This is a genomic window from Thiobacillus denitrificans DSM 12475 (assembly GCF_000376425.1).
Classification (GTDB): domain Bacteria; phylum Pseudomonadota; class Gammaproteobacteria; order Burkholderiales; family Thiobacillaceae; genus Thiobacillus; species Thiobacillus denitrificans.
Genome location: NZ_AQWL01000019.1, coordinates 12,295 through 34,055 on the forward strand (window position 1 = coordinate 12,295; position 21,761 = coordinate 34,055).

Sequence of the window (21,761 nt, forward strand, 5' to 3'; positions counted from 1 at the left end):
TCTGGCTGCCTAGCCCGGATTAGCGCCGCTTTTGAACTGAGTCATGACTAGCGGCGTGGACCATTGCAGCCGTGCGCCGCCTGCTCCGCCCAAAGCAATATGCACTGGTCGGAATACAGCAAGATCACTGTCCGTCTCTAACCAACCTCACCGCATAGGAACTGCTGCGGAAGCGGTGGTCGAAACCATCGAAGCCTGAGAGAAAGCTAACCACGCCCCAGCCATTGGGGTCCAGGCTGGGCGTGCTGGTCCAGTAGTACTGCTCAATTTTCAAGTCCATACCCGGGAAAGCATCGGTATCGATCGTCGGCAAAGTCCTTGATGACCTTCGATCTTTGTCGATCAGGGTCATCAACTCGCGCTGGCTGGGCATGCGCCAACCATTCCCTCCTTGAGCTTGGGCTTCATCGAACATAAATCGTTTCACAATACCAGCGCAGCCAATACCATCTTTCCACTCCTGACCCAGGCTGCAGCGCATCCAGGTCAGGTTGGTCGCGTTGTCATATACCGTGTCGCCCTTGATCACATAGCGCGGATTTGTGGCCGTGCGCGCTTTGGGTTGCGGGGTGCTGGGCTTTGGCTCACGAGCAGTATGACAACCTTCAAGGTAAACTCCTTCGACAATGGAACGGCAATCCCTGTATTGCGGGACGCAGGTTGTGCGTACGTAACTATATTCGCGTAGCGCCACAAAATCTGCTTTACATTCATCGTACTGCGAGCGACACACAGCAAGCTCACGTTCGGCGCCCTCAGGGTTGCAATACCCCTTGCTATAGGTCGCGGGACTCACAAGAACGCCAATGATCAAAATTGATATTTTTTTCCAATCAGGCCACATTGAACCATCCCCCATTTTTCCCTCTGACAATTCAATCAAGAACACATTGAACAAACCGCCCCCACATTCAGGGCCTGTTCGCGCAGCTGCGGCCCCAAGGTGTACTTGTGATAGCGTGCGAATCGACGCAACCCCTGCTCCGTCCATAGCCCTGCGCGTCGCGCCACAGGGGTAGATGCGGCGGGCCCATCCGTCCCTTGCGCCCCGCCATGCTCACCCCGCCTGACGGCGGAATAAAAAGTCAAAAATCACTGTCCGCCTCTCACCAACCTGACCGCATTAGTATCGCTGCGGAGGCAGTTGCCGACGCGGCCGGCACTGAAACCGACGCACCAGGCATCGGAGGCGTTGGGCGTACTTGTCCAGTACCACAGCTCAGCGCCTTGTCTGGCCATGTCCGGGAAGGCATCCACGTCGATGGTCGGTCTCCGTTCCTGTTTCTTGCGCGCCTGATCGATCAGGGTCGCCAGCTCGTCCTTGCTCGGCACCCGCCAGCCGCCCCCGCCCTGTTTCTGCGCGTCTTCAAAGGTGAAGGTCTTCTGCACCCCAACGCAACCCATGCCTTCCTTCCAGCGCATGCCCACGCTGCACCGCTTCCAGGTGAGGTCGGTCTGCTTGTCGTACACCTCGTCGCTGCTGATCACGTAGCGCGGGTCGGCCGCCGCCGCAGGCAGCGCCAAACAGGCAATGAAACACAGCATGGCCATGCGCAAGACACCCTGAAATATCTTCATGTTTTCTCCCTGATGCGCTTATTCACCGCAGCCCTGCGGCTGAAAGTATAAGTTAGATCATTTGGCAATCTGGCTCAAGATCCGTGCGGCCCGATCATGGGGATCCGGATGGGAAGCCACCAGGCTGAAGCCGCGCGGGCCGCCATCCGCCAGCTTGCGCAGTGCGGTCACGGCAGCGTTCTGGTTGTACCCATGCCGTTTGAGCAGGGCCAGGCCATAGTCATCCGACTCTTTCTCTTCGCTTTGGGAGAACTGGGCGTTGACAATGGTATTGACGAACCCGCCCATCTCGCTCGCCGCGAGACGGCCAGCCGAGTTGCTTTTGGCGGCAAGTGCCTTCCGCACAGAGGAACTCATCAACGCCATCCTGAGCTTGCTCTTTCTGTGCTGGTGGCGGACATGCCCGATTTCATGGCCGATGACAAACCGCAATTCGTCATCGGTCATGACATCCATCAGGCCGCTGTATACCCTGACGCTGCCATCGGCCATGGCGAACGCGTTTTTTTCCTTGTTCAGATACACCTTGTAGTTGATGTTCAGCCCATCCTCGTTCCGGTGCTTGGAGAAGATCCGGTCAAGACGGCGCGCATAGCTGCTGTTCGCTGAGGCAACCACGTTCTGGCGGTCCATTTTCGCGATGGCTCCCGCTGCCTCGCTTTCCAATTGATGGTCGGATATGAGGCCGGCCTGAAGCATTTCCATGTTGGCAGCGTTGCGCAGCGAGGCAGCCGCGCTGTATGCGCCGCCCGAAGATTGGGAAGCGCCTTTTGATGCAGCGGCAATGGTGGCGACGCCGACGATCACCCCGAGGGTTGACGCCAAATCGGGGCCACCCGAGGCGCAGCCTGTCAAAACTGACACCATGCAGACTACCAGGCCGTTTCGAATCGATTTCATGGTGGGTCTCCTGAGTGCAATGTTTCCAAGAAGGCTTATTGGCCAGCCGCTTACCCCGATCCTGTCTGTCCTCGTTCAGGGGCAGGATGGCTTCGCATGCTGGTCGCCCCTCACCGCGCTGATCTTCAAATACCAGGTGCGCGTGATGGACGAAAATGCCCTACAGGGACAGAGACGTGACGAAGGTGCGTTTGTCAGGCCCGGCCTGGAGACAAACTAATGAAACACACGACCTGTTGGCCGAAGCGCACCAAGGAATGGTGTCTGAATGAACATGCCGCCCTGCATGTGGGCGACCCGTACTATGACCTGACCGGGTGATTCCAGTCATTGAACGGTATCCGCCAAGGCCTGGGGTTGTTGTCTCTCCTGGAATGCAGCCTAACCTCAACGCCCTGCGCATTAAGCGTCAGCAGCCCCCAGTTCCTGCGGTCGTCGAACCACCACGGCAGCCCCAGGTAATTGATGTGTATACCCGAGGACACCACCTCGTGGACGGGCCGAATTTTCTTGCCATCCCGCCCGATCTCGCTAGCAGAACCGAAAAAATTCTTGTGGATATCGCCCCCCAGAAACAGGATGCGCCGCTCTGGGTTGCTCGTCAGGATTCGCCAGAGATGAGCGTAGTCGGGTGAGTTTTTGAAATTCTCACTGCCTTGCGTCAGGGTCAGGCCTGCACAAACCAGGGTGTACGTGCAATCGTTCTGGATTTCCTGCTCGAGGAAAGCCAGTTGGTTCGTCCCCAGCAATGACCCGCCCTTCGTGGCGTGGTAGCGGTTGTCGAGGAAGATCGCCTGGATACCGGGAAGAACATGGCTGCAGTAGACCTCCGAGCGCCCGGTGGAACAGTTCATCCAGTGTTGGAAGAGCTCCCTCGCCACATCGCGCTTCCCGTGCTGCTTAGTGTCTTTCGAATTTTCCATATCCATGCCGCACGCGCCGTTCCAGGCAAAGTCGTGGTCGTCCCACACGCCGAAGATGCGCTTTTCCTTTGGGGATTTTGCCGCAAGGTAGGCGCGTAACTCTGTAAAGTGCGGATCGTCCCATTGCTTGCTGTAGCGGTCCGCCATGTCATCCCTGAATTTCTGCAGGCTGAAGATTTTCGGACGTTCTACGTAGTCATCCCAGGGCAAGTAGCCATAGTCCATGTAGATCTGGTCACCGAGCAGGAAGAGGTAGTCTGGCTCTGCCGCCCGAATCCGGCTCCAGACGACCTGCTCGCCCGGACGCCACTTGCTGCGGCGCGCGCAGGACCCGAATGCGATCTTGACGGTTTCGTCACCGCTCAATTGGCACATGTGGTTCTCCTCCCGGATTATTGGTCAGTTTCAGTCAGAAAGCCGATTCAGGAGTTGCTCTCCTTCCCATGGCGTCGTCGCTGAACGGGAAAGTTCGGCATTTCAAGCTTCGCACTACGGCCCTGAGGCGGGCTGCACAGAACAACATCGTAAATATGCGTCGGAGATACGAGGGAATCGAAAACTCACCAGGAATCGATCTCCAGGCATTGGCATCGCTGGTGCAACAGCAAGGATTCTCAGTCAAGCGTAGAAAGATCCCCGCAGATGGCGCCTCTAAGCTCCGCTAGCTCCGGCGACCAGTGCGCTCCTAACGCCAGCAGATTCATCGCCATGACGTCGATGCTATGCTGTTTGAATGCCTTGACACCAACAAACCCTTTGCTGAAGTCGAATAGCGCGTCGTAATGCAACTGCCACCCCCTGCGCGCGCTTGGGTTGCCCCGGATAACCGCCAGGGGATCATGCTTTTCCCTAAAGATTGCCCGGTAGTTTGCATAACCAGATTTTTTCAGGCCGATCCGGGGGGACGGGTTGAAGCCTACAGCAGCGACGTTCTTAATCCGATGGCTCAACTGCAGCGCGAGGCCGCCGCCCAGGGAATGTCCCGTGAGCATGACCCGCCTTCCAGGCCTTTCCGCAATGATGTTCTCAGTGTGTTGCATGGCGGGCCGACTCTGCGTTTTGAAGAGCGGATTGACGTTGTGATACCAATCCTTGGGAGAATGGGCCTCGGTACCTCGATACGCGATAACGAGCTCGTTCTTCTCCGCATTCTCGAAGACCGCAACGAAGAGTCCAGAGTCGTGAGTTCTGGACGGCAGGCGCACCCACCCCTCGGGCAGCTTGTACATGCCAAGTCCCTCGTCCTCGTACGCCACCGCGCTAAGGACGGATAGCAGTGCGTGCCGTGTCACTAGATCCCGTTTCTCCGAAAACCCATCGAGGCGTTGCTTCTCTGGGTCCGGTACGACTTTGCACAGGTCGTTCGCGGCATGCGCGCTCGCAGCGCAGCCTGCCGCGACCATGGCTACCGCCACGAGGAATTGCGACATGGCTTTCATTGTTCCCCCCAACATTTCGTGCCGAATTCAAAATAGGATAGGTTAGCTCGGAGCGCAATATGCACGCGGCACAACGAATTGCCTCACAAAAAATTCAACCGAATGAAGTGGCCGGACAAGTACGTTGACTCAAATTAAAGGTAACCGAACCGATCATGGGCAAGCACGAGCGTCAGGTCTATCTGGAGGTGATCCAGGGTCGTTACCGCAAGGCGAACCGGGCCGGCAAGGTGCGGATGCGGTCGTTGAGGTAGAGCGCCGCACCAACGTCGGCAAGCTGGGCAATACCAGCCAGTCAATTGAGCCACGGGCACCGGCAGCTAAGGCCGAACAGCAGTCAAAGCTAACAGGTCAAACATTCTGGCAACACCCCCTTGGTATCTCAGTACGATAATGCGGTGGACTCGAAGTCCTTATGAGCATTTCTGACTCCGTGGGTGCCGCGACTTGTGAATCAGCAGCTTCCTCTTGGTTGTGACCTGAGTGTATATCTGTGTAGTTGAAATACTGGCGTGCCCAAGCAGCATCTGGATTGATCGCAGATCTGCGCCTGCGTCCAGGAGATGGGTCGCGAATGCGTGTCGGACGCTGTGCGTGGTCATCCGGCGCTCGATGCTGCTCGACTCTGCATGTTTTTTCACAACTAGCCTGATAGCCTCAACCCGCATGGGCTTCCCGCGAGTCGACAGAAAGATGTGGTTCTCCCGGTACTCATGCCTGAGCGCAGGCCTCGCACGGCTGACATAGAGATCCAGCCAGAAAGCAGCTTCCTCACCGTACATGACCAGTCGTTCGCGTTCCCCTTTACCCTGGACTCGTATCGTCCTGGTCTGGTGATTGAGGTCGTTCATCTCCAGAGCTGAAAGTTCGGATGCACGTAGTCCAGTGGCATAAAGCAGTTCCAGCATCGCCTTGTCTCGGAGGCCTGTCAGAGAGTTGAGTTCGGTGATGTCGAGCAGGGAAACCATGTCGCTGCTGGACGGCGCGTCAGGAAGACTTCGCGGGATGCGCGGCTTGACCAGTTGAAGGGTAGGGTCAACATCGATCCTCCCTCGCGTCTTCAGGAAACCGTAGAAGCGCTTCAAGACGATCTGGTCACGTGCAACAGTTCTGGGTGATGCGCGGCGTGCAAATCTGACTTCAAGCCACTTTTCGATGACATCCGGCTGGGCCTTCAGGAGATCGTGGCCATTCTGGATGAGCCAGTCGTTGTAAACCAGCAAGTCAGATCGGTAGGAAGCTGTCGTCGAGTCGGCCAGGCTCTCAACGAGCCAAAGATGGTTGATGAACTGGTCGATCCAGAAAGGAATAGCTGCGGTACGTTTTCGGCCCATTGGTAGCCCCTTGTAATGATATTAGGGCTCCGCAACGAGCGTGGGGGTTGTTATTGTTTTTGTTTGCGCCACTCCCAGGGAGGGACAGGCGCAGGATCCGACCACAATCCCCGCCGCAGCGAGCGCGCCTCGTTTTCGAGGCGGGCGTATTCCAGGCGATCAGCGAGGGGCTGCTCATTTTCGTATTTTTTGTAGTGCCACGCCAACCCCTCACCCACGAGGGCCAATCCCGCATCCTTGCCATCCACGATCACCTTGCCGACGATGCGGCCGTAGCGATCGCGTTTTGACCAGTCGACGCGCACGTCTCGGCCGAAAACTCGGTCGGACAGGGCCTGTTTGGATTTCTGCCCCCAGGGCATGGCCTTTTCAGGTGCGTCGATGCCGGCCACCCGGATCTTGTACTCGGTCTTTGCGGCATCGATCACAGTCAAGGTGTCGCCATCCGTGACGCCGACGACCCGGCCGTCGAGGACGTCGGCACCGGCCGCCGAACAGCTCATGGCCAGGCCCAGCAAAAGAACGACAGGGGAGAGCAGGGAGCCAGCTTTGGTTACACAGCTAGGCATTCGGTCTGAGGGCAGCGCTGACAGTTTCATCGAGGGCACGGTATAGGGATTCTTCATCGGTGGAAGTGTATATCCCCGTCGTCGCCACGCTGGCATGTCCCAGCAGGCGCTGGATCAGATTGATCGGCATGGTCTCGGCAGAGTGGCTGCCACGCGTATGTCGCAACCAGTGCGTCGTCGCCAGCTCGATCTTCCGGGCGTCCTCCAGGTGGCCCTGCTGGCCAAGTGAATGGGCAGCGTCCTTGAAGAACCCCCGCATGGCCTTGTACAGGGTCGAGGGATCCAGGGGTTCCAGGCTGTCCCGGGCGACGAGCGGTGCAATGAGGGGGGCGTCGGGTAGATTGGCTCCGGGCTCGGGATCCAGGCCGCGCCTGGTCAGATACACACGCAGCGCATCCATCACCATGGCTGGCATGGGTACCGAGCGCCACCGGTTGCCCTTGCCAAGTACCTTAAGCATCCAGCGCACCCCCAGCTCGTCCTTCAACGGCATGGAATAGAGCCGTCCCAGGCGCGCGTCGACCAACTCGGCAAGTCGTAGGCCAGTCGCGTAGGCGAAGGGTATGACAAAGCGCATCCGATGGGCCGCATCGTTATCGGGCAGGGTGCCGAGATAGCCGATCAGGTAGCGCCACTGGCTGCGCGTGAACGCATGTGTGACTTCGAATGAAGGACTCGACGGGGTTCCGGTATATCTTGCCGCGACGGCCTCCCAGGGGTTGCTGTCCAGATACCGTACCTTGCAAAGCCACTCGAAGAGGGATTTCAGGATCGTGTATGCATGAACCTGGCTACGAGCGGAGAGGGCACCTTCGAACGGACGCCAGGATGGCGACCAGCGGGGCGTCGACCTGGGGGCAAGCCATTCCGCCTGCGCGATACGCCATGTCCAGCGCTCGGGCGGGGTCTGTGCCAAACCGCCAAGCCAGTCGCGGTACGCGGTCACGTCGTCTATCGTCAGGGAGGAGAGCGCCAGGCCGCGCTCCAAGACGGCCCAGAGCAGCAGACGTTCGGCTTCCCGCCGGTAGGCTCGCTCCGTATGGGGACTCAAAGCCCGGGCCCTGAGCCAGGCCTGTATCGCCTGATAGTCGTTTCCGGCGTCGATCTGGCACCGGCCAAGGCTGCGGTTCAGCCCACGGGAGCCATCGATCGCCGCCGGCGGAACGAAGGACTCCAGCGGCATGATGGCGGTGGAGGCTGGCCGCATGAGCGCAGTCGCCGGAATCGAGCGTAGCGGCGCATGGCCTTGCGCCGGCAGGTTGCCGAGCGAGGACGCATGCTGACTGAGCCACGCGACCAGACGCGTGGCCCCTTTTTCCCCGAGGCGCGGCACCGTGACCCACCAGCGGTAGCCGTGTGTACGGATCCGTTCGAGGAGGTCGCGGAGCGTGCCGATACTGGCGAGGATCAACCTTGCCGCCAGACGATCATCGAACCAGGCCGCGACCGAATCCTGCGGCTGCGGATCGGTGGCCAGGAGATCTTCCAGCCAGACCAGCGCAGCCAGCTGGCGCTCGATCAGGCGGGCACGGTGGCGGGCCTGCTTGTCGTGGCTTTGCGGATGGGCATCGAGGTAAAGCGCGGTCAGCTCCGCCTCCGAATAGAAGCCATCCGGATCGGTCGCGGAGCGAAATTCATCGAGGGACGGCGCGGATGAGGCCTCGTTCGAGGCCGCCGGCGGGGGCGGGCCGAGCGGAAGCCGGAGCAGGCGTACCAGCGCATGTTTGCCATGCCGCCGAGCCGCCATGGCGAGCGCCGCCTGGATCCAGCCCAGGGTCGCGCGTGCCAGCCTCAGGTCCAGGCCGGATTCAAGGTAGCGGTCGGCCGCGACCTTGAGATCCATACCCTGCAGCCAGCCCCGGTAGAAGGCCAGGTGGTGCCGGCCGATCTTCCGGTGCGAAGAGAAGGCGATAAGTGCCTGATTTGACATGGGGGAGGGGAGGACCATGTGCCTGATCTGCTGATTACAGCACAAAAGCAACACTCATGATAATAGTAGTTATCAAGAATCATGTACCGCAAATTTTGATCCTCCTTCGGATTTCCAAATACAGCCTCAGTACTGAGATTGGATCGAGAACCCATATCAAACAGCTTTCCAAGGCTTGTACGGTGGACGTTCGTACACCATAATGTGCAACATGACGATTTCCAATACAGATGCTGGCTACTTGGGCAAATTGCAGGACTACCATGCCCGGCATGGGGTGCTGCCGTCTTACTCTGGTCTCGGCGAGATCGTTGGGTTTAAGACAAAGAACGCCGCTTCCAAGCTGGCGAAGCGATTGATCTCAGCCGGTTTTCTCAAGCGCGCGCCAGGAGGGAAACTCGCACCCACAGATGAATTTTTCGGCCTGCCCCTAATGTGCGAAGCCGTCCGGGCTGGGAGCCCTGAGGGCATCGATGGCCAGACGTCTGCCGATCTGGTAACTCTGAATGGCTTGCTTTGTGATCGCCCATCCAGAACTGTGCTACTACCGGTAAAGGGTGACTCAATGCGTGATCTGGGCGTATTGGATGGCGATATTGCCGTAGTAGAAAGGACCGAGACCGCCAGTTCAGGTCAACTTGTTGTGGCCATTGTCGATGACGAGTTCACCTTCAAGGAGCTTGGTTACGAGAAAGATCATCCCGTTCTCATTCCGCACAATCCTGATTTCTCAGTGATCCGCCCCTCCCAGTCACTTCATATCTACGGGATCGTTCGGAGCGTTGTTCGTCGCTACCCGGATTCAGCGAGAAGCCAACAACGAATTTCAGGAGCACCATTGTGACTACCACCAGCCGGATTGAATGGACTGAGCAAACCTGGAACCCTGCAGTGGGTTGCACCAAAATATCGTCGGGGTGCAAGCACTGCTACGCCGAAACCATGGCAAAGCGCTTAAAAGCAATGGGTACGCCTGGCTATGAGAATGGGTTTGCATTGCAGATCCTTCCCCAGCGTCTGCTTGATCCAATCAAACGCAAGAAGCCGACGGTCTATTTTGTGAACTCGATGTCGGATCTCTTTCACGATCGGATACCAGATGGCTACATCGAGCAGGTATTCGAAGTTATTGAACAGACGCCTCAGCACACCTATCAGATACTTACCAAACGTGCTGCTCGAATGGCGCGCTATTTCAAGAACAGGTCTGTTCCGGACAATGCTTGGCTAGGTGTTACTGTTGAAAATCGGAAGCATGGCGTGCCCAGGATCGATTACCTGAGAAAGGTACCTGCTCGCATTCGATTTCTAAGTATCGAGCCTTTACTAGAAGATATTGGTGCCCTGGACTTGAAGAACATCCAATGGGTAATCGTGGGCGGAGAATCTGGTCCTAAAGCGCGTCCAATGAAGCAAGAATGGGCCGACTCAGTCCGCTTGCAATGCGCAAAGCAGAAGGTCGCTTTTTTCTTCAAGCAATGGGGTGGCTGGGGTGCAGACGGGCAGAAGCGCGCGAAATCAGCCAATGGGCGTGAACTCAATGGTCGAACATGGGATGAGATGCCTAGGGAAGCACTCTTGGCAGTTGGATAACCTGGTATCTTGGTATCTGCCAAAGCCCACAGCAATAAACCAATAGAATTCGCTCATGACCAAGCGAAGCGATAAATATTTGTGGTGCGTAGGCAGCAAGCCACCGCCTATCGACCCACATAGTCAGGTGAAGCATCAGATCGTACAACGCTACCTTGAGCGGTATGTACATGTCCTGATGAGCAACTTCCTGATGGAGAAACTGACTTTGTCGATTGTAGATGGCTTTGCCGGCGGGGGGGAGTATTCATCGGACGATGGGACTGAATACTACGATGGCTCACCTCTGATTGCCTTGCGGACTATACGGGAGCAAGAGGCAATAATGAACGTAGGTCGGACGAAGCAACGCAGAATCGACGCGAGGTACTACTTCGTCGAAAAGCTCAAACCTCACTTCGACTACCTAGAACATCTGCTGAGTGCACGGCTCCCAGCAGAGAGGTTCGGCAATGATGTTTTTCTGTTCGAGAACGCTTTCCAGAACGTAGTGGATAACGTGATTCAAGATATACGCAGAAGAGCAGGGGGCGAGCGGGCTATATTCCTATTAGATCAGTATGCTTACGATCAAGTTCCGGCACCGCTTCTAAAGAAAATATTCAATGAGGTAAAAGGGGCTGAGGTAATTCTCACATTCAACGTTGATTCACTGATCTCTTTCCTTAGCGACACTAAAATCAGTCGCAAGAAACTGGATGAGACAGGGCTGAGCAGATATATCGATTGGGATGGCCTTCAGGCGCTCAAGGATCAGGGGCCGATGGTGTGGCGAGCTGCAATTCAACGCAATTTGGCACGCGGCCTGATTGAATCAAGTGGGGCTCTGCACTACACAATCTTCTACATTACCCCTATGGGTAGCACCCCTTGGACTTACTGGCTGATTCATCTATCGAATAGCTACAAGGCAAGGGATGTCATGATGGAACTTCACTGGGAGATGGCGAACCACTTTTCTCACTACCTGGAGCCGGACATATACAGCCTTAACCTTGGCTATCAGGCTAAAAGCGACTCGAATGCCACAAGGCAGATTGAATTCGATTTGGGCGAAGCACATTACTTTGATGAAGTCGCTTCCAGAAAGACAAGCAGCGGCCTCACCCAAAAGTTAATTCCTGCAATTTACGACAGTGGGGAATCTCGGCCGTTTGGACATTGGCTCGAAACAATTGGCAGTTCGACCCCAGCCACTGCCGGGATGATCCGACAAGCACTTGACCCAGGAATTCGCTCCGGCGACATCATTGCGCGGTCCAAAGATGGGGCCCTGCGCAAAAGAGGCGGATCATTAAAGCCAACGGACATTCTGTCACCCTCGTCACAGAGACCTTTTATTTTTGTTCCCCGGTAGTAAGTTTGAGAGGCACAGACAGAATGGTGAAATCGCGGCTTGTAAGGTCAGTTGAACCCGACCCCTATCCACACCTGCCGGTAGAGCGGGGCAAAAAAGACAAGGGCGTAGGTATCTGGGTACCTCAGGACAAACACCGACTTCTATGCGACTACCTGTATGCGAGTCGATATGCCTGGAAAAAGTGGCCCGAACGCATCTTTATCGACCCATTCTGTGGTCCTGGAAGAATTCAGGTCGAAGGGGAGTCGTTTACACGGGAAGGTGGAGCAGTTCTGGCTTGGAGAACACTTGCCGAAGAGGCACCATTCAGCCGCATGCTAGTTGGCGATATCGATCCAATTCGAGCAGCGGCATGCGAACGACGGCTGCAAGCTGGCGGCGCATCAGTCAAATCCTTTGCAGGGCCTGCTGTAGAGACAATAAAGGACATGGTGCAGGAAGTGCCACGTAATGCGCTATGCATCGCATACATAGACCCCTACAATCTTGAGTACCTGTCATTCTCGATCATAGAAGAGCTAGCAAAGTTGAGAGTCGATCTTGCAATCAATTTTTGCACGATGGACCTACAGCGAAATGCTGAGTTCGAGTTCGACCCTGAGAGGGCAAGATTCGACGATGCAGCCCCTGGCTGGCGTGAAGACAAGGATGTTCTTGAGGCCAGCAAGCAGAACGTAAAATTGGCCTTTTTCCGTTATTGGTGCCGACTCGTAGGGGGGTTGGGATTTGAACATAGCCGAGAAATGCCTCTGGTACACAACAATGCGGGCCAACCGATATATCGCATGGTCTTCTTCGCTAGAGGACACGATCTGCCAAAAAGGATCTGGAGTGATGTCGCCAGAGGACAAAATCGATCTCTTGAGTTCTTCTGAACAAACCCAGATTTAGCAGGCAGCAAGTCATTGATAACAATCATAGCTACAATAACTTATTGAAACATAACACTCCAATGAGCGGCCATGAGGTCATAAATGACCTCGTTTGATTTGCTTGCCCAGAGCAAAGCCAACCCGCAGCAGGTAGAAGCCATCCTTGCCACCGATGGCCCGGTGCTCATCATCGCGGGCCCAGGTTCCGGCAAGACCTTCACGCTGGTCGAGCGCATCGTTTATCTCATCACGCAGAAAGGCGTCGTGCCGGAGTCGCTGCTCGTCGTCACCTTCACTGACAAAGCCGCGCGGGAGCTGACAACCCGCATCTCCAACCGGCTGACCGATCTGGGCATCAAGTTCAACTTGAACGAGATGTACCTCGGGACGTTCCACTCCATCTGCCTGCGGCTGCTGGAGGACTACCGCGAGTTCACCCGGCTCAAACGCAGCTTCACGCTGTTCGACCAGTTCGATCAGCAGTATTTCCTCTACCAGCACATCAAGGATTTCCGCGAACTGCCCGACGCCCAGCTCGTTATGGGCGACGACCAGACGGGCCGCTGGGCGCAGTCGGAAAGCCTGCTCAAGTGGGTCAGCAAGGTCAGCGAAGAGGCGCTCGACCCCACCACGCTGGCGGCGGCCCCAGAGCCGGAAATCCGCGCCTTGGCCACATGCTTTGCCAAGTACCAGGAGCTGCTGCACGAGCACAACTCACTGGACTTCTCTGGCATCCAGTACGAGGCGCTGCAACTGCTGGAAAAGCGCCCCGAGGTGCTGGGGCAACTACGCGAAAAGCTCACGCACCTGATGGTGGACGAGTACCAGGACACCAACACCATTCAGGAACGCATCCTTCTGCTGCTGGCGGGCGAGAACAAGAATCTGTGCGTGGTCGGCGACGACGACCAGGGCCTGTACCGCTTTCGCGGAGCCACCATCCGCAACATTCTGGAGTTCCCCGCGCTGTTCGATGACGGCCAGTGCAAGCAGGTCAAGCTCACCGTCAACTACCGTTCGCACCCGGACATCATCCGCTTCTACAACGAGTGGATGAAGGAGCAGGTCTGGGACGACGGCACGCGTGTTTTTCGCTTCGCCAAGCAGATCGTCCCGCGCGAGGACGACTTCCCTGACATGCCCACGGCGGTGCGGCTGGCCGCCAGTGACGACAAGGGCGACACCACCAACTGGCACGCAGAGGTGCTGTCCTTCCTCAATGGGCTGAAGGCATCCGGACAGCTTCAGGATTGGAACCAGGTCGCCTTCCTGTTCCGTTCGGTGAAGAACGACAAGGCGGTGGCGCTCGCACGCTTCCTCGAAGCCGAAGGTGTGCCCGTCTTCTCGCCACGCTCGAACATGTTCTTCGAGCGCGAGGAAATCCGCCTGATGATCGGCGCGCTGATATTCCTGTTCCCACAGTTCCCAAAGGTGCGGGCATGGGCCGAAGGCGTGCATCTGGACATCTGGGACTACTACGACCAGCTCTGCTTCAAGCACTTCACCGACGAGCTGCGCAAGCCAGAAAACAAGCCGCTGCTGGATTGGGCTCGCCCGCTGGCCAAGCGCCACGCCGTACTGACGCAGAACACCGACTACGCCTTCTCCGGTCTGTTCTACCAACTGCTCCAGTTCCCGCTGTTCTCGCGCTTCCTCACGGAAGAGGCCGTGCAAGGCGTGGACAAGGGGCGCGCGGCGCGCAACCTCGGCACCTTCTCCAAGCTGCTCACCAAGTTCGAGTACCTGCACTTCGTCAGCGTATTGAACCCGGAGTGGCTGGAAAAGAACATCCGCGACCTGTTCAACCAGTTCCTGCGCTTCCTGCAGGACGGCGGCATCGGCGAGTACGAGGACGAAGCCGAGTACGCGCCCAAGGGCTGCGTGTCGTTCCTGACCATCCACCAGTCCAAGGGGCTGGAGTTCCCGGTGGTGGTGTGCGGCTCACTGGAGGCGGTGCCGCGCAAGCAATACAGCGCGCTGGACGTGTTGCTGGAGGATGGCGGCTACCTCTCGAAGGAGCGCTTCGAGCCGCTCGATCACATCAAGAACTTCGACTTTTGGCGGCTGTTCTACACCGCCTTTTCGCGTGCGCAGAACCTGCTGGTGCTGGCGGCGCAGGAGAAGCAAGGCCGAGGCAAGTCGCCGTCGAAGTATTTCGAGCGCCTGTTCTATGAGCTGCCCAGTTGGCGTGACGTCAATCTGTCGGCGCTGACCTTCGAGGCCGTCAAGCAGATCAACCTCAAGCGCGAGTACTCGTTCACCTCGCACATCACAGTGTTCGAGAACTGCGCTGAGCAATACCGCTTCTTCAAGGATCTGGAATTCGCGCCCATCCGCGAGAGCCCGATGCTCTTCGGTACCTTGGTGCATCAAACCATCGAGGACATCCACAAAACCGTGCTGCGCGGCGAGGAAGGCAGCATCACCTTCGACGCCATCAAGGGCTGGTTCTCGGCCAACTACGCGATGCTGTCAAAGAAGGAGCGCGTCTACCTCGCGCCCAGCTCGCAGCAGGCGGCGCTACTGCACGTCATGCGCTACTACGAGCGCGAGAACGGCAACTGGGATCGCATCAAAGAAGCCGAGGTCGAGATCTCGCTGGTCAAGGATCAGTACATCCTCAAAGGCAGCGTCGACCTGATTCGCGGCGAGCACGACACGGTCGAGATCATCGACTTCAAGTCGGAGAAGAAGCCCGACATGGAGAAGGATCGGGATCGCCTGCGTCAGTACCAGAGCCAGTTGGAGGTGTACGCCCACCTGGTTGAGGAGCGCACCGGCCAGAAGGTCAGCCGGATGCATCTGTACTACACCGGCGAGGACGGCGGGAACCCCTACGTCTCCTTCAGTAAGGACGACCGTGCCATCGGCAAGACCATCGCGCGTTTCGACGACATCGTGGCCCGCATCGAGCGGCAGGACTATGGGCTGTCGGCACGCCCGGCCAAGCTGTGCCAGAACTGCGACATGCGCGCCTACTGCGACAACAAGAATTGGAAATTCAGGAAAAACGACTGATGAGCAAGAACACACCCGCGCAGGAAAGCCTGCAACTGGCCACGCCCGATGGCGGCACCACCAACGTCGAGAAGTACGAGTTCGAGCCCATCAAAGGCTACCCGATGCTCAACTGGCGCGGCAAGCGCCCGTTCACCTCAACGCAGTATTACCCGGCGCAGTTAAAGGAAGTCCACGGCGAGGAGGTGGACGGCTGGCGCAACAAGATTTTCTGGGGTGACAACCTGCAGGTGATGAGCCACTTGCTGAAGGAATTTCGAGGCAAGGTTGATCTGATTTACATCGACCCGCCATTTGATTCCGGCGCTGATTACAAGAGGAAAGTACAGCTGGGAGGCCAGTCAACGACCACGGATCAGCTTGTCTTTGAAGAAAAGCAGTACACGGACTTGTGGTCGAACGATGAATACCTACAGTTCATGTTTGAGCGGCTTGTTCTAATGCGCGAGCTACTTTCAAAGACCGGGAGCATTTACCTTCACTGTGATTCCCACAAATCACATCATCTTCGCTGCATCATGGAAGAGGTGTTCGGTCAGGAGCACTTCTTGAACGACGTGATTTGGTGCTATTCGGATGCCGCAAACAGCAAGAAATACTGGAACACCAAGCACGACACTATTTTGTTCTTCAAGAAGTCCGAGGAGTGGACCTTCAACTACGAAGCAGTATTGCGCCCCCACACAGAGGAGAACATCAAGAAGTACAGATATGAAGATGAGAATGGCCGCTATAGGCTTTTTGGCAAGAACGTGGCAGGAAGCCCCATACAGTGGCATCGAGACGTAAGTCCTGAATGGGAGAAAACTAATCCTGAGCTTGTCTTTAGGCACTATCTAAAGGATGGCAGCCTTCCGCTGGACTGGTGGAACATCAACCCCGTAAACCAAGCTGCAAAGGAGCGAACTGGCTATCCAACGCAAAAGCCAGAAGAGCTTTTGGAGCGAATTCTCCTTGCTAGCTCAAAGCCGGGGGATATTGTTTTTGACTGTTTCATGGGGTCAGGAACCGCCCAAGCCGTAGCAATGAAACTCGGGCGCCGCTTCGTTGGCGCTGATATCAACCTCGGTGCGATCCAGACAACTACCAAGCGCCTGCTGAGCGTATCTGAAGAGTTGCGTCAGCGACCCCTTGATGGGGAAGCGAAGTCCTTCACCGGATTCGAGCTACACAACGTCAATCACTACGATGTTTTCCGCAATCCGGCTCAGGCCAAAGATCTTCTCATTGACGCTCTTGAGGTGCAGAGGCTCGATTTCAGCACCGTGTTCGACGGTGAGAAGGACGGGCGCATGGTCAAGATCATGCCTGTCAACCGCATCGCCACCCGCGCCGATCTGAACGAGCTGATTGCGGGCTTCGACTACAAGGCGTGGGAGCGCAAGCAGAACGAAAGCCCGAACCGACCGGTCGAGAAGATCACCCTCGTCTGCATGGGGCACGAGCCTACCTTGCGGGCGGAACTGGAACTTGCCGCCAAGCCCTTCAAGATCGACGTGGAAGTGGTGGACATCCTGCGCGACAAGGCCGATCTGGAGTTCAAGCGCGATTCGCAGGCCAAGGTGTCCATCAAGACGGGCGAGTTGGTCATCGAGAAGTTCTACCCGATGAACCTGCTGCAGAAGCTCTCGTTGCAGAAGGAGTCAGTCGAGGACTGGAAGGAATTGGCCGAGTCGGTGCTGATCGACTGGAACTACGACGGTGCTGTGCTGCAACCGGCGGTGGTGGACATCCCCGGCAGGAACGAACAGGTCAAGGGCACGTACAAGGTGCCGGGCGACGCGGGCACCATCCGCGTGAAGATCACCGACCTGCTCTCGGAGTCGTGGGAAGGGAGCGTCAGCAATGGCGACTAAACGCGCAGTCAAGGCGGTGAGTGCGTCGCTCGACTTTGCCTTCTTTCAATTCCTCTGGCAGTTCTATCAGGCCAACCGGGGCACGATCCGCTCGCACTACAAGGAACTGACGCGCAAGTTCCTCGACTTCAACAACCCGGAGAAGAATCCCAAGGCCTTCCTGCGCCAGCCGCAGTTCGAGGCGCTAGAAACCTACGTCTTCCTCAAGGAGTTCCTCGGCAACGCCAAGGTTGAGGAGATCTTCCAGCAGTGGTTCGAAAAGCAAGGCCGCTTTGCGGGCCGTGCCGAGGGTGGCGTGGTGTCCGGAAGTGCGGGGCAAGTTGGCCTGTTCGACAAGATCACGCAGGATCAGTACAAGGCCGTGTTCGCGGCCATGCGCAAGAACTCGCGCGCCTACCCGAACTACATCTTCGCGCTAACGATGGGTACGGGCAAAACCATCCTGATGGCGACCTGCATCTTCTACGAGTTCCTGCTGGGGAACAAATTCGAGAAGGACGCGCGCTACTGCCACAACGCGCTGGTGTTCGCGCCGGACAAGACGGTGCTGCAGTCGCTGAAGGAGATCGAGGCGTTCGACCTCACCCGTGTGGTGCCGCCGGAGTACGTCAACTTCCTGACCACGCACCTGCGCTTCCACTACCTCGAAGAAGCAGGCACCTCGCTGGACACGCTGGATCGTTCGCGCTTCAACATCATCGTCTCGAACACGCAAAAGATCATCCTCAAGCGCCAGCACAAGGAGAAGACCTCCGTCGACAAGCTTTTCGGCGCGACCGGCGAAACGCTGTCGGCCACCGGCGTCTATGCCGATGCCGCCGACCTCTACAACTTCGACCAGCCGGAAGAGGAAGGCGAGCTGACCACCAATCAGCGTTTCGAGAAGCTGCGCCGCCTGGAGCAGTTGGGCATCTTCGTAGACGAGGCTCACCACGCCTTCGGTAAGGCGCTGGCCAAGGACATGGGCGTGGGGGCCAAGGAAACCGACACCAGCCTGCGAACCACCATCGACATCCTGGCCGCCAGCCTGAGCGCGGCGGGCACGCGGGTGGTGGCCTGCTACAACTACACGGGCACGCCCTACGTGGGGCGCGAGGTATTGCCCGAGGTGGTCTACGCCTACGGACTGAAAGAGGCCATCGACAAGGGCTTCCTCAAGAAGGTCACGCTGTACGGCTACGCCAACACCCGTACCGATGAGTTTGTTGACATCGCCATCGAGAACTTTCTGAAGGAAGCGGGTGCTCTTCGCCCGGAAGGCTTGCTGCCCAAGCTGGCTTTTTTCGCGGCCACCATCGATGAGCTGACCGGCGAACTGCGGCCAGCGGTGGAGCGTGCGTTGCTCAAGCACGGCATCCCAACCTCGCGCATCCTGGTCAACGTGGGCGATGACAAGCTCACTACCAACGATGACATCCGCGAGTTCAACCGCCTCGACACCGAAGGCTCGGACAAGCAGTTCATCCTGCTGGTCAACAAGGGGCGCGAAGGCTGGAACTGCCGCTCGCTGTTCGGTGTGGGCCTGTTCCGCGAGCCCAAGTCCAAGGTGTTCGTGCTTCAGGCCACGATGCGCTGCCTTCGCGCCATCGGGCAGGCCCAGCACACCGGCCACGTCTTCCTATCCGACGACAACCTCAGCACCCTGAACGACGAGCTCCAACATAACTTCCGCATAAGTGCCGACGAGCTGCAGAAAACCGGCAAGGACAAGGAGCGCGTTGAGATCCGGGTGGTCGAGCCGCTGGTCAAGATCAAGCTGGTGCGCGTGCGCAAGCAGTACCAGATGCGCGAGAAGCAGTTGGTGACCGGGCAAAAGTTGATACCTGAACGGGCAGACTCGCAGAAGTGGGGTGAACTGGTCGAGAAGTACCGGCTGATTGAAACGCAGCAGGACGGACTCACCGCCGCCGACGCGGCGCGCGCTTCCGGTAGCCGCACCTTCGACCTGACCTCGCGCCGGGAAAAGCGAGCTTTCTCAAGGCTGTCGCTGGTTGCCGAGGTGTCCCGCTATCTCAACCGAAACCCGCTGGAGATCGAGGAGCTACTGGACTCGACGAAGGAAGGCACCAATGAACTGGTGGTCATCACCAACGAGTTCAACGAGCTGCTGTACGACGAGATCATTCCGCGCCTGTTCCGCCAGCTCTACGACCTCGACGAGTCGCAGCAAACCGAGGAGCACGAGGTCGATCTGATCAAGCTGCCCCCGAACGGCTACTACGAGGTGTCGGCGGCGAAGGACAAGATCGTCCGGATGCACGATGCGCAGATCAAGGACGACGAGCGCGCCAAGAGCTTTCACCTCGACACCTACTGCTTCGACTCCGGCTCGGAGAACTGGCTGTTCTGGGATATGCTGCGCGAGCAGCGTGTGAAGAAGATTTACTTCACCGGAATGCTGACCCACGGCCAGTCCGATTTCTTCATCCAGTACATCGACCCGGATTCACGCACCGTGCGTAGCTACTACCCAGACTTCATCTTCCAGCGTGAAGAGCCGGATGGCAGCCTGAAGTACGTGATCGTCGAGGTGAAGGCCGACAACCAGATCGAGGACGCTGTGGTGCAGGCCAAGAAGGACTTCGCCCAGCAGATTGCGGTGGCAAGCGGGATGGAATATCGTCTAATAAGGTCCACTGACGCGGACAATCGCCACTATCGCGTATTGATGTAATCGCTCGGATCTTTCATCAGACATGAACTCGTTACTTTTTCGGACATATATACGGAAATGTAACGCTTTGCGGAATCCGGCATCAGCGCTTGGATTGCACGATGCTACATGCCAAGCGACCCGTTCTGTTCACCCTATCGCCTCAATCAATCCCGTACCTTCTTCCGCCGACCGGCTCACACGCCGATCAACCGGCCAGGATTGCATGGTCTCTGGTGGGTACGGTCGAACCAGGCTCAGCGCGGTATCTGCATCTGCAGTCAGCCAGGCCTCGAAATCGGCCGGTGCGACGATGACCGGCATCCGGTCATGCACAGGCACCATGACCTCATTCGGCCCGGTAGTGATGAGACAGCATGTGCGAAGGATCTGGCCGTCCGGGCCTTTCCAGGATTCCCAGAGACCGCCCAGCGCGAAAGGTTGGCCATCCGCCATGCTGAAGTAGTAGGGCTGCTTCTTGCCGCCTTCGACCGCCTTCCACTCGTAGAAGCCATCCGCAGGCACCAGGCAGCGACGACGCTGGAAGGCAGAGCGAAACGAAGGCTTCTCGGCGACGGTCTCTCCGCGTGCGTTCGACAGTTTGGCCCCGATGGTCGGGTCTTTCGCCCAATTCGGTACCAGGCCCCAGCGCAGCAGGTGCATGACGCGCCGGCCGTCTGGCGCGTGCCGGATGGAGGGGATGTCGGTACCGGGTGAGATGTTGGGAGTCAGCCGGGATGAAGCAAAAATTAGGACATTGGCTGTTTAGTTGATTGTTTTTCTGAAGGTTTTTATGACTGTCACCTTCAAGTCATCTACCCCAACTACGCTTACACCCTCATTTTGCACCCGAGGGGCAGCGCATGGTGTCGATAGACCGGACGGCTTATCCGCGATTCAACAAGACCATCGCAGGCAAAGAGCTTCAGCGAAACTTTACTCCGACTGACGAGGAACGAGCATGGGCTGAGCGCACCACCCGTGCGCCGCGTCAACGACTCGGACTCATCCTGCTGCTCAAAACCTTTCAATACCTGCACTACTTCGCGTCATTGGAAGAAATCCCGCCTGAGGTCATCAATCACGTTCGCGAGTCCCTGGGTTACGCGAAGCGCGTCGTTGCCGATTACTCCATCCCACGTACCTTATACCGACACATGGCCGCCGTGCGGAGCTATCTTCGGGTCAAGGCATACTACGGCACGGATGCCGGCGAAATAGCTGACATGCTGGCTCATGAATCGGCGGAGTTGCTGGATCAGCGCATCGATATCATCAACGCACTCGTCGATGAATTGGTGCATCGTCAAATTGAACTGCCAGCCTTCTCAGCACTGGACACTCTCGCGGAGCGCGCACACGCCGAGATTCAGGAACGGATTTTCGGAACGGTCTTGAGCCGAATTCCTGCCGTCCAACTTAAAAGTCTCCAAGCCCTGTTGTTAACTGACGCGAGTTCAAATTCGAAGTGCAACTCTGATTAACAGGTTGGGTGGGCAAGATGTGAGAGCATCCGAGCCCCTCGACCGCCAAGTCAAAGTTGCCTGGAATGAAATACGCACATCTCACCCGAGACGAACGATACCAAATTGCCATCCTTCTGAAAGCCGGACATAAGCAGCGCGACATCGCCCGCATCATGAACCGCCATCCCTCCACGATCAGCCGCGAGCTTCGCCGAAACCGGGGCCAACGCGGCTATCGGCCTAAACAGGCGCATGAATTCTCGCAGGCAC

General features: G+C 57.4%; 18 protein-coding genes. 9 read left to right on the top strand and 9 right to left on the bottom strand.

All coding sequences use genetic code 11. The annotated features are described in order from the left end of the window. Positions 1-124: 124 nt before the first annotated feature. From B059_RS20560 to B059_RS19700, 8 genes are all read right to left on the bottom strand, one after another. Complete coding sequence (locus B059_RS20560; RefSeq protein ID WP_245538826.1) at positions 125-889, bottom strand: Lcl C-terminal domain-containing protein; 765 nt, start codon at positions 887-889, stop codon at positions 125-127. 203 nt (positions 890-1,092) lie between these two features. Further along, a complete protein-coding gene (locus tag B059_RS20130) occupies positions 1,093-1,578 on the bottom strand; it encodes an Lcl C-terminal domain-containing protein (RefSeq protein ID WP_051068543.1) in 486 nt (161 codons plus the stop codon). A 57-nt stretch (positions 1,579-1,635) separates the two neighbouring features. After that, complete coding sequence (locus tag B059_RS0117675) at positions 1,636-2,478, bottom strand: M48 family metalloprotease (RefSeq protein ID WP_157273822.1); 843 nt, start codon at positions 2,476-2,478, stop codon at positions 1,636-1,638. A gap of 302 nt (positions 2,479-2,780) precedes the next feature. Further along, a complete protein-coding gene (locus B059_RS0117690) occupies positions 2,781-3,776 on the bottom strand; it encodes an alkaline phosphatase D family protein (protein ID WP_018079562.1) in 996 nt (331 codons plus the stop codon). Between the two features lie 239 nt (positions 3,777-4,015). Further along, positions 4,016-4,840, bottom strand: coding sequence for a Tle-like phospholipase domain-containing protein (locus B059_RS0117695; RefSeq protein ID WP_157273823.1), 825 nt, complete (start codon positions 4,838-4,840; stop codon positions 4,016-4,018). A 413-nt stretch (positions 4,841-5,253) separates the two neighbouring features. Beyond that, positions 5,254-6,174: a tyrosine recombinase gene (locus tag B059_RS0117705; protein WP_018079565.1), complete on the bottom strand. Its 921-nt coding sequence runs from the start codon at positions 6,172-6,174 to the stop codon at positions 5,254-5,256. Positions 6,175-6,224: 50 nt separating this feature from the next. Continuing rightward, entirely contained in the window at positions 6,225-6,677 is a 453-nt protein-coding gene (locus tag B059_RS0117710) for a thermonuclease family protein (RefSeq protein ID WP_211206942.1), read from the bottom strand. A 58-nt stretch (positions 6,678-6,735) separates the two neighbouring features. Next, the gene (locus B059_RS19700) at positions 6,736-8,691 is read right to left on the bottom strand and encodes a phage integrase family protein (RefSeq protein ID WP_245538824.1); all 1,956 of its coding nucleotides are present in this window, start codon (positions 8,689-8,691) and stop codon (positions 6,736-6,738) included. A 193-nt stretch (positions 8,692-8,884) separates the two neighbouring features. On the opposite strand from B059_RS19700, the gene B059_RS0117720 reads away from it, so the two are divergent. The 7 genes from B059_RS0117720 to B059_RS0117750 all read left to right on the top strand — a co-directional run bounded on the left by B059_RS0117720 (position 8,885) and on the right by B059_RS0117750 (position 20,046). Further along, complete coding sequence (locus tag B059_RS0117720) at positions 8,885-9,517, top strand: LexA family protein (RefSeq protein ID WP_157273824.1); 633 nt, start codon at positions 8,885-8,887, stop codon at positions 9,515-9,517. Continuing rightward, positions 9,514-10,266 (top strand): DUF5131 family protein, encoded by a 753-nt coding sequence (locus tag B059_RS0117725; RefSeq protein ID WP_018079569.1) that lies wholly within the window; start codon positions 9,514-9,516, stop codon positions 10,264-10,266. Before B059_RS0117720 ends, B059_RS0117725 begins: the two co-directional genes overlap by 4 nt. A 55-nt stretch (positions 10,267-10,321) precedes the next feature. Further along, positions 10,322-11,623, top strand: a complete 1,302-nt coding sequence (locus B059_RS0117730; RefSeq protein WP_026177628.1) for a three-Cys-motif partner protein TcmP — start codon at positions 10,322-10,324, stop codon at positions 11,621-11,623. 23 nt (positions 11,624-11,646) lie between these two features. Then, a complete protein-coding gene (gene tcmP, locus B059_RS0117735; protein WP_051068544.1) occupies positions 11,647-12,501 on the top strand; it encodes a three-Cys-motif partner protein TcmP in 855 nt (284 codons plus the stop codon). A 99-nt stretch (positions 12,502-12,600) separates the two neighbouring features. Continuing rightward, positions 12,601-15,516, top strand: a complete 2,916-nt coding sequence (locus B059_RS0117740; RefSeq protein ID WP_018079573.1) for an ATP-dependent helicase — start codon at positions 12,601-12,603, stop codon at positions 15,514-15,516. Then, positions 15,516-17,372 (top strand): site-specific DNA-methyltransferase, encoded by a 1,857-nt coding sequence (locus tag B059_RS0117745; RefSeq protein ID WP_018079574.1) that lies wholly within the window; start codon positions 15,516-15,518, stop codon positions 17,370-17,372. Before B059_RS0117740 ends, B059_RS0117745 begins: the two co-directional genes overlap by 1 nt. Then, positions 17,362-20,046: a TnsA endonuclease N-terminal domain-containing protein gene (locus B059_RS0117750; RefSeq protein WP_018079575.1), complete on the top strand. Its 2,685-nt coding sequence runs from the start codon at positions 17,362-17,364 to the stop codon at positions 20,044-20,046. Before B059_RS0117745 ends, B059_RS0117750 begins: the two co-directional genes overlap by 11 nt. 129 nt (positions 20,047-20,175) lie before the next feature. Here the strand turns inward: B059_RS0117750 and B059_RS19705 are convergent, their stop codons facing one another. Further along, positions 20,176-20,775 carry an SOS response-associated peptidase family protein gene (locus B059_RS19705; RefSeq protein ID WP_051068545.1) on the bottom strand — a complete coding sequence of 200 codons (600 nt, stop codon included), beginning with the start codon at positions 20,773-20,775 and terminating at the stop codon, positions 20,176-20,178. A 113-nt stretch (positions 20,776-20,888) separates the two neighbouring features. Here B059_RS19705 and B059_RS19710 point away from each other — a divergent pair, with 113 nt between their 5' ends. After that, positions 20,889-21,509: a DUF4158 domain-containing protein gene (locus B059_RS19710; protein ID WP_018079577.1), complete on the top strand. Its 621-nt coding sequence runs from the start codon at positions 20,889-20,891 to the stop codon at positions 21,507-21,509. Positions 21,510-21,574: 65 nt separating this feature from the next. Next, on the top strand, positions 21,575-21,761 hold a 187-nt coding region (locus B059_RS21535), incomplete at its 3' end, for a helix-turn-helix domain-containing protein (protein WP_245538825.1).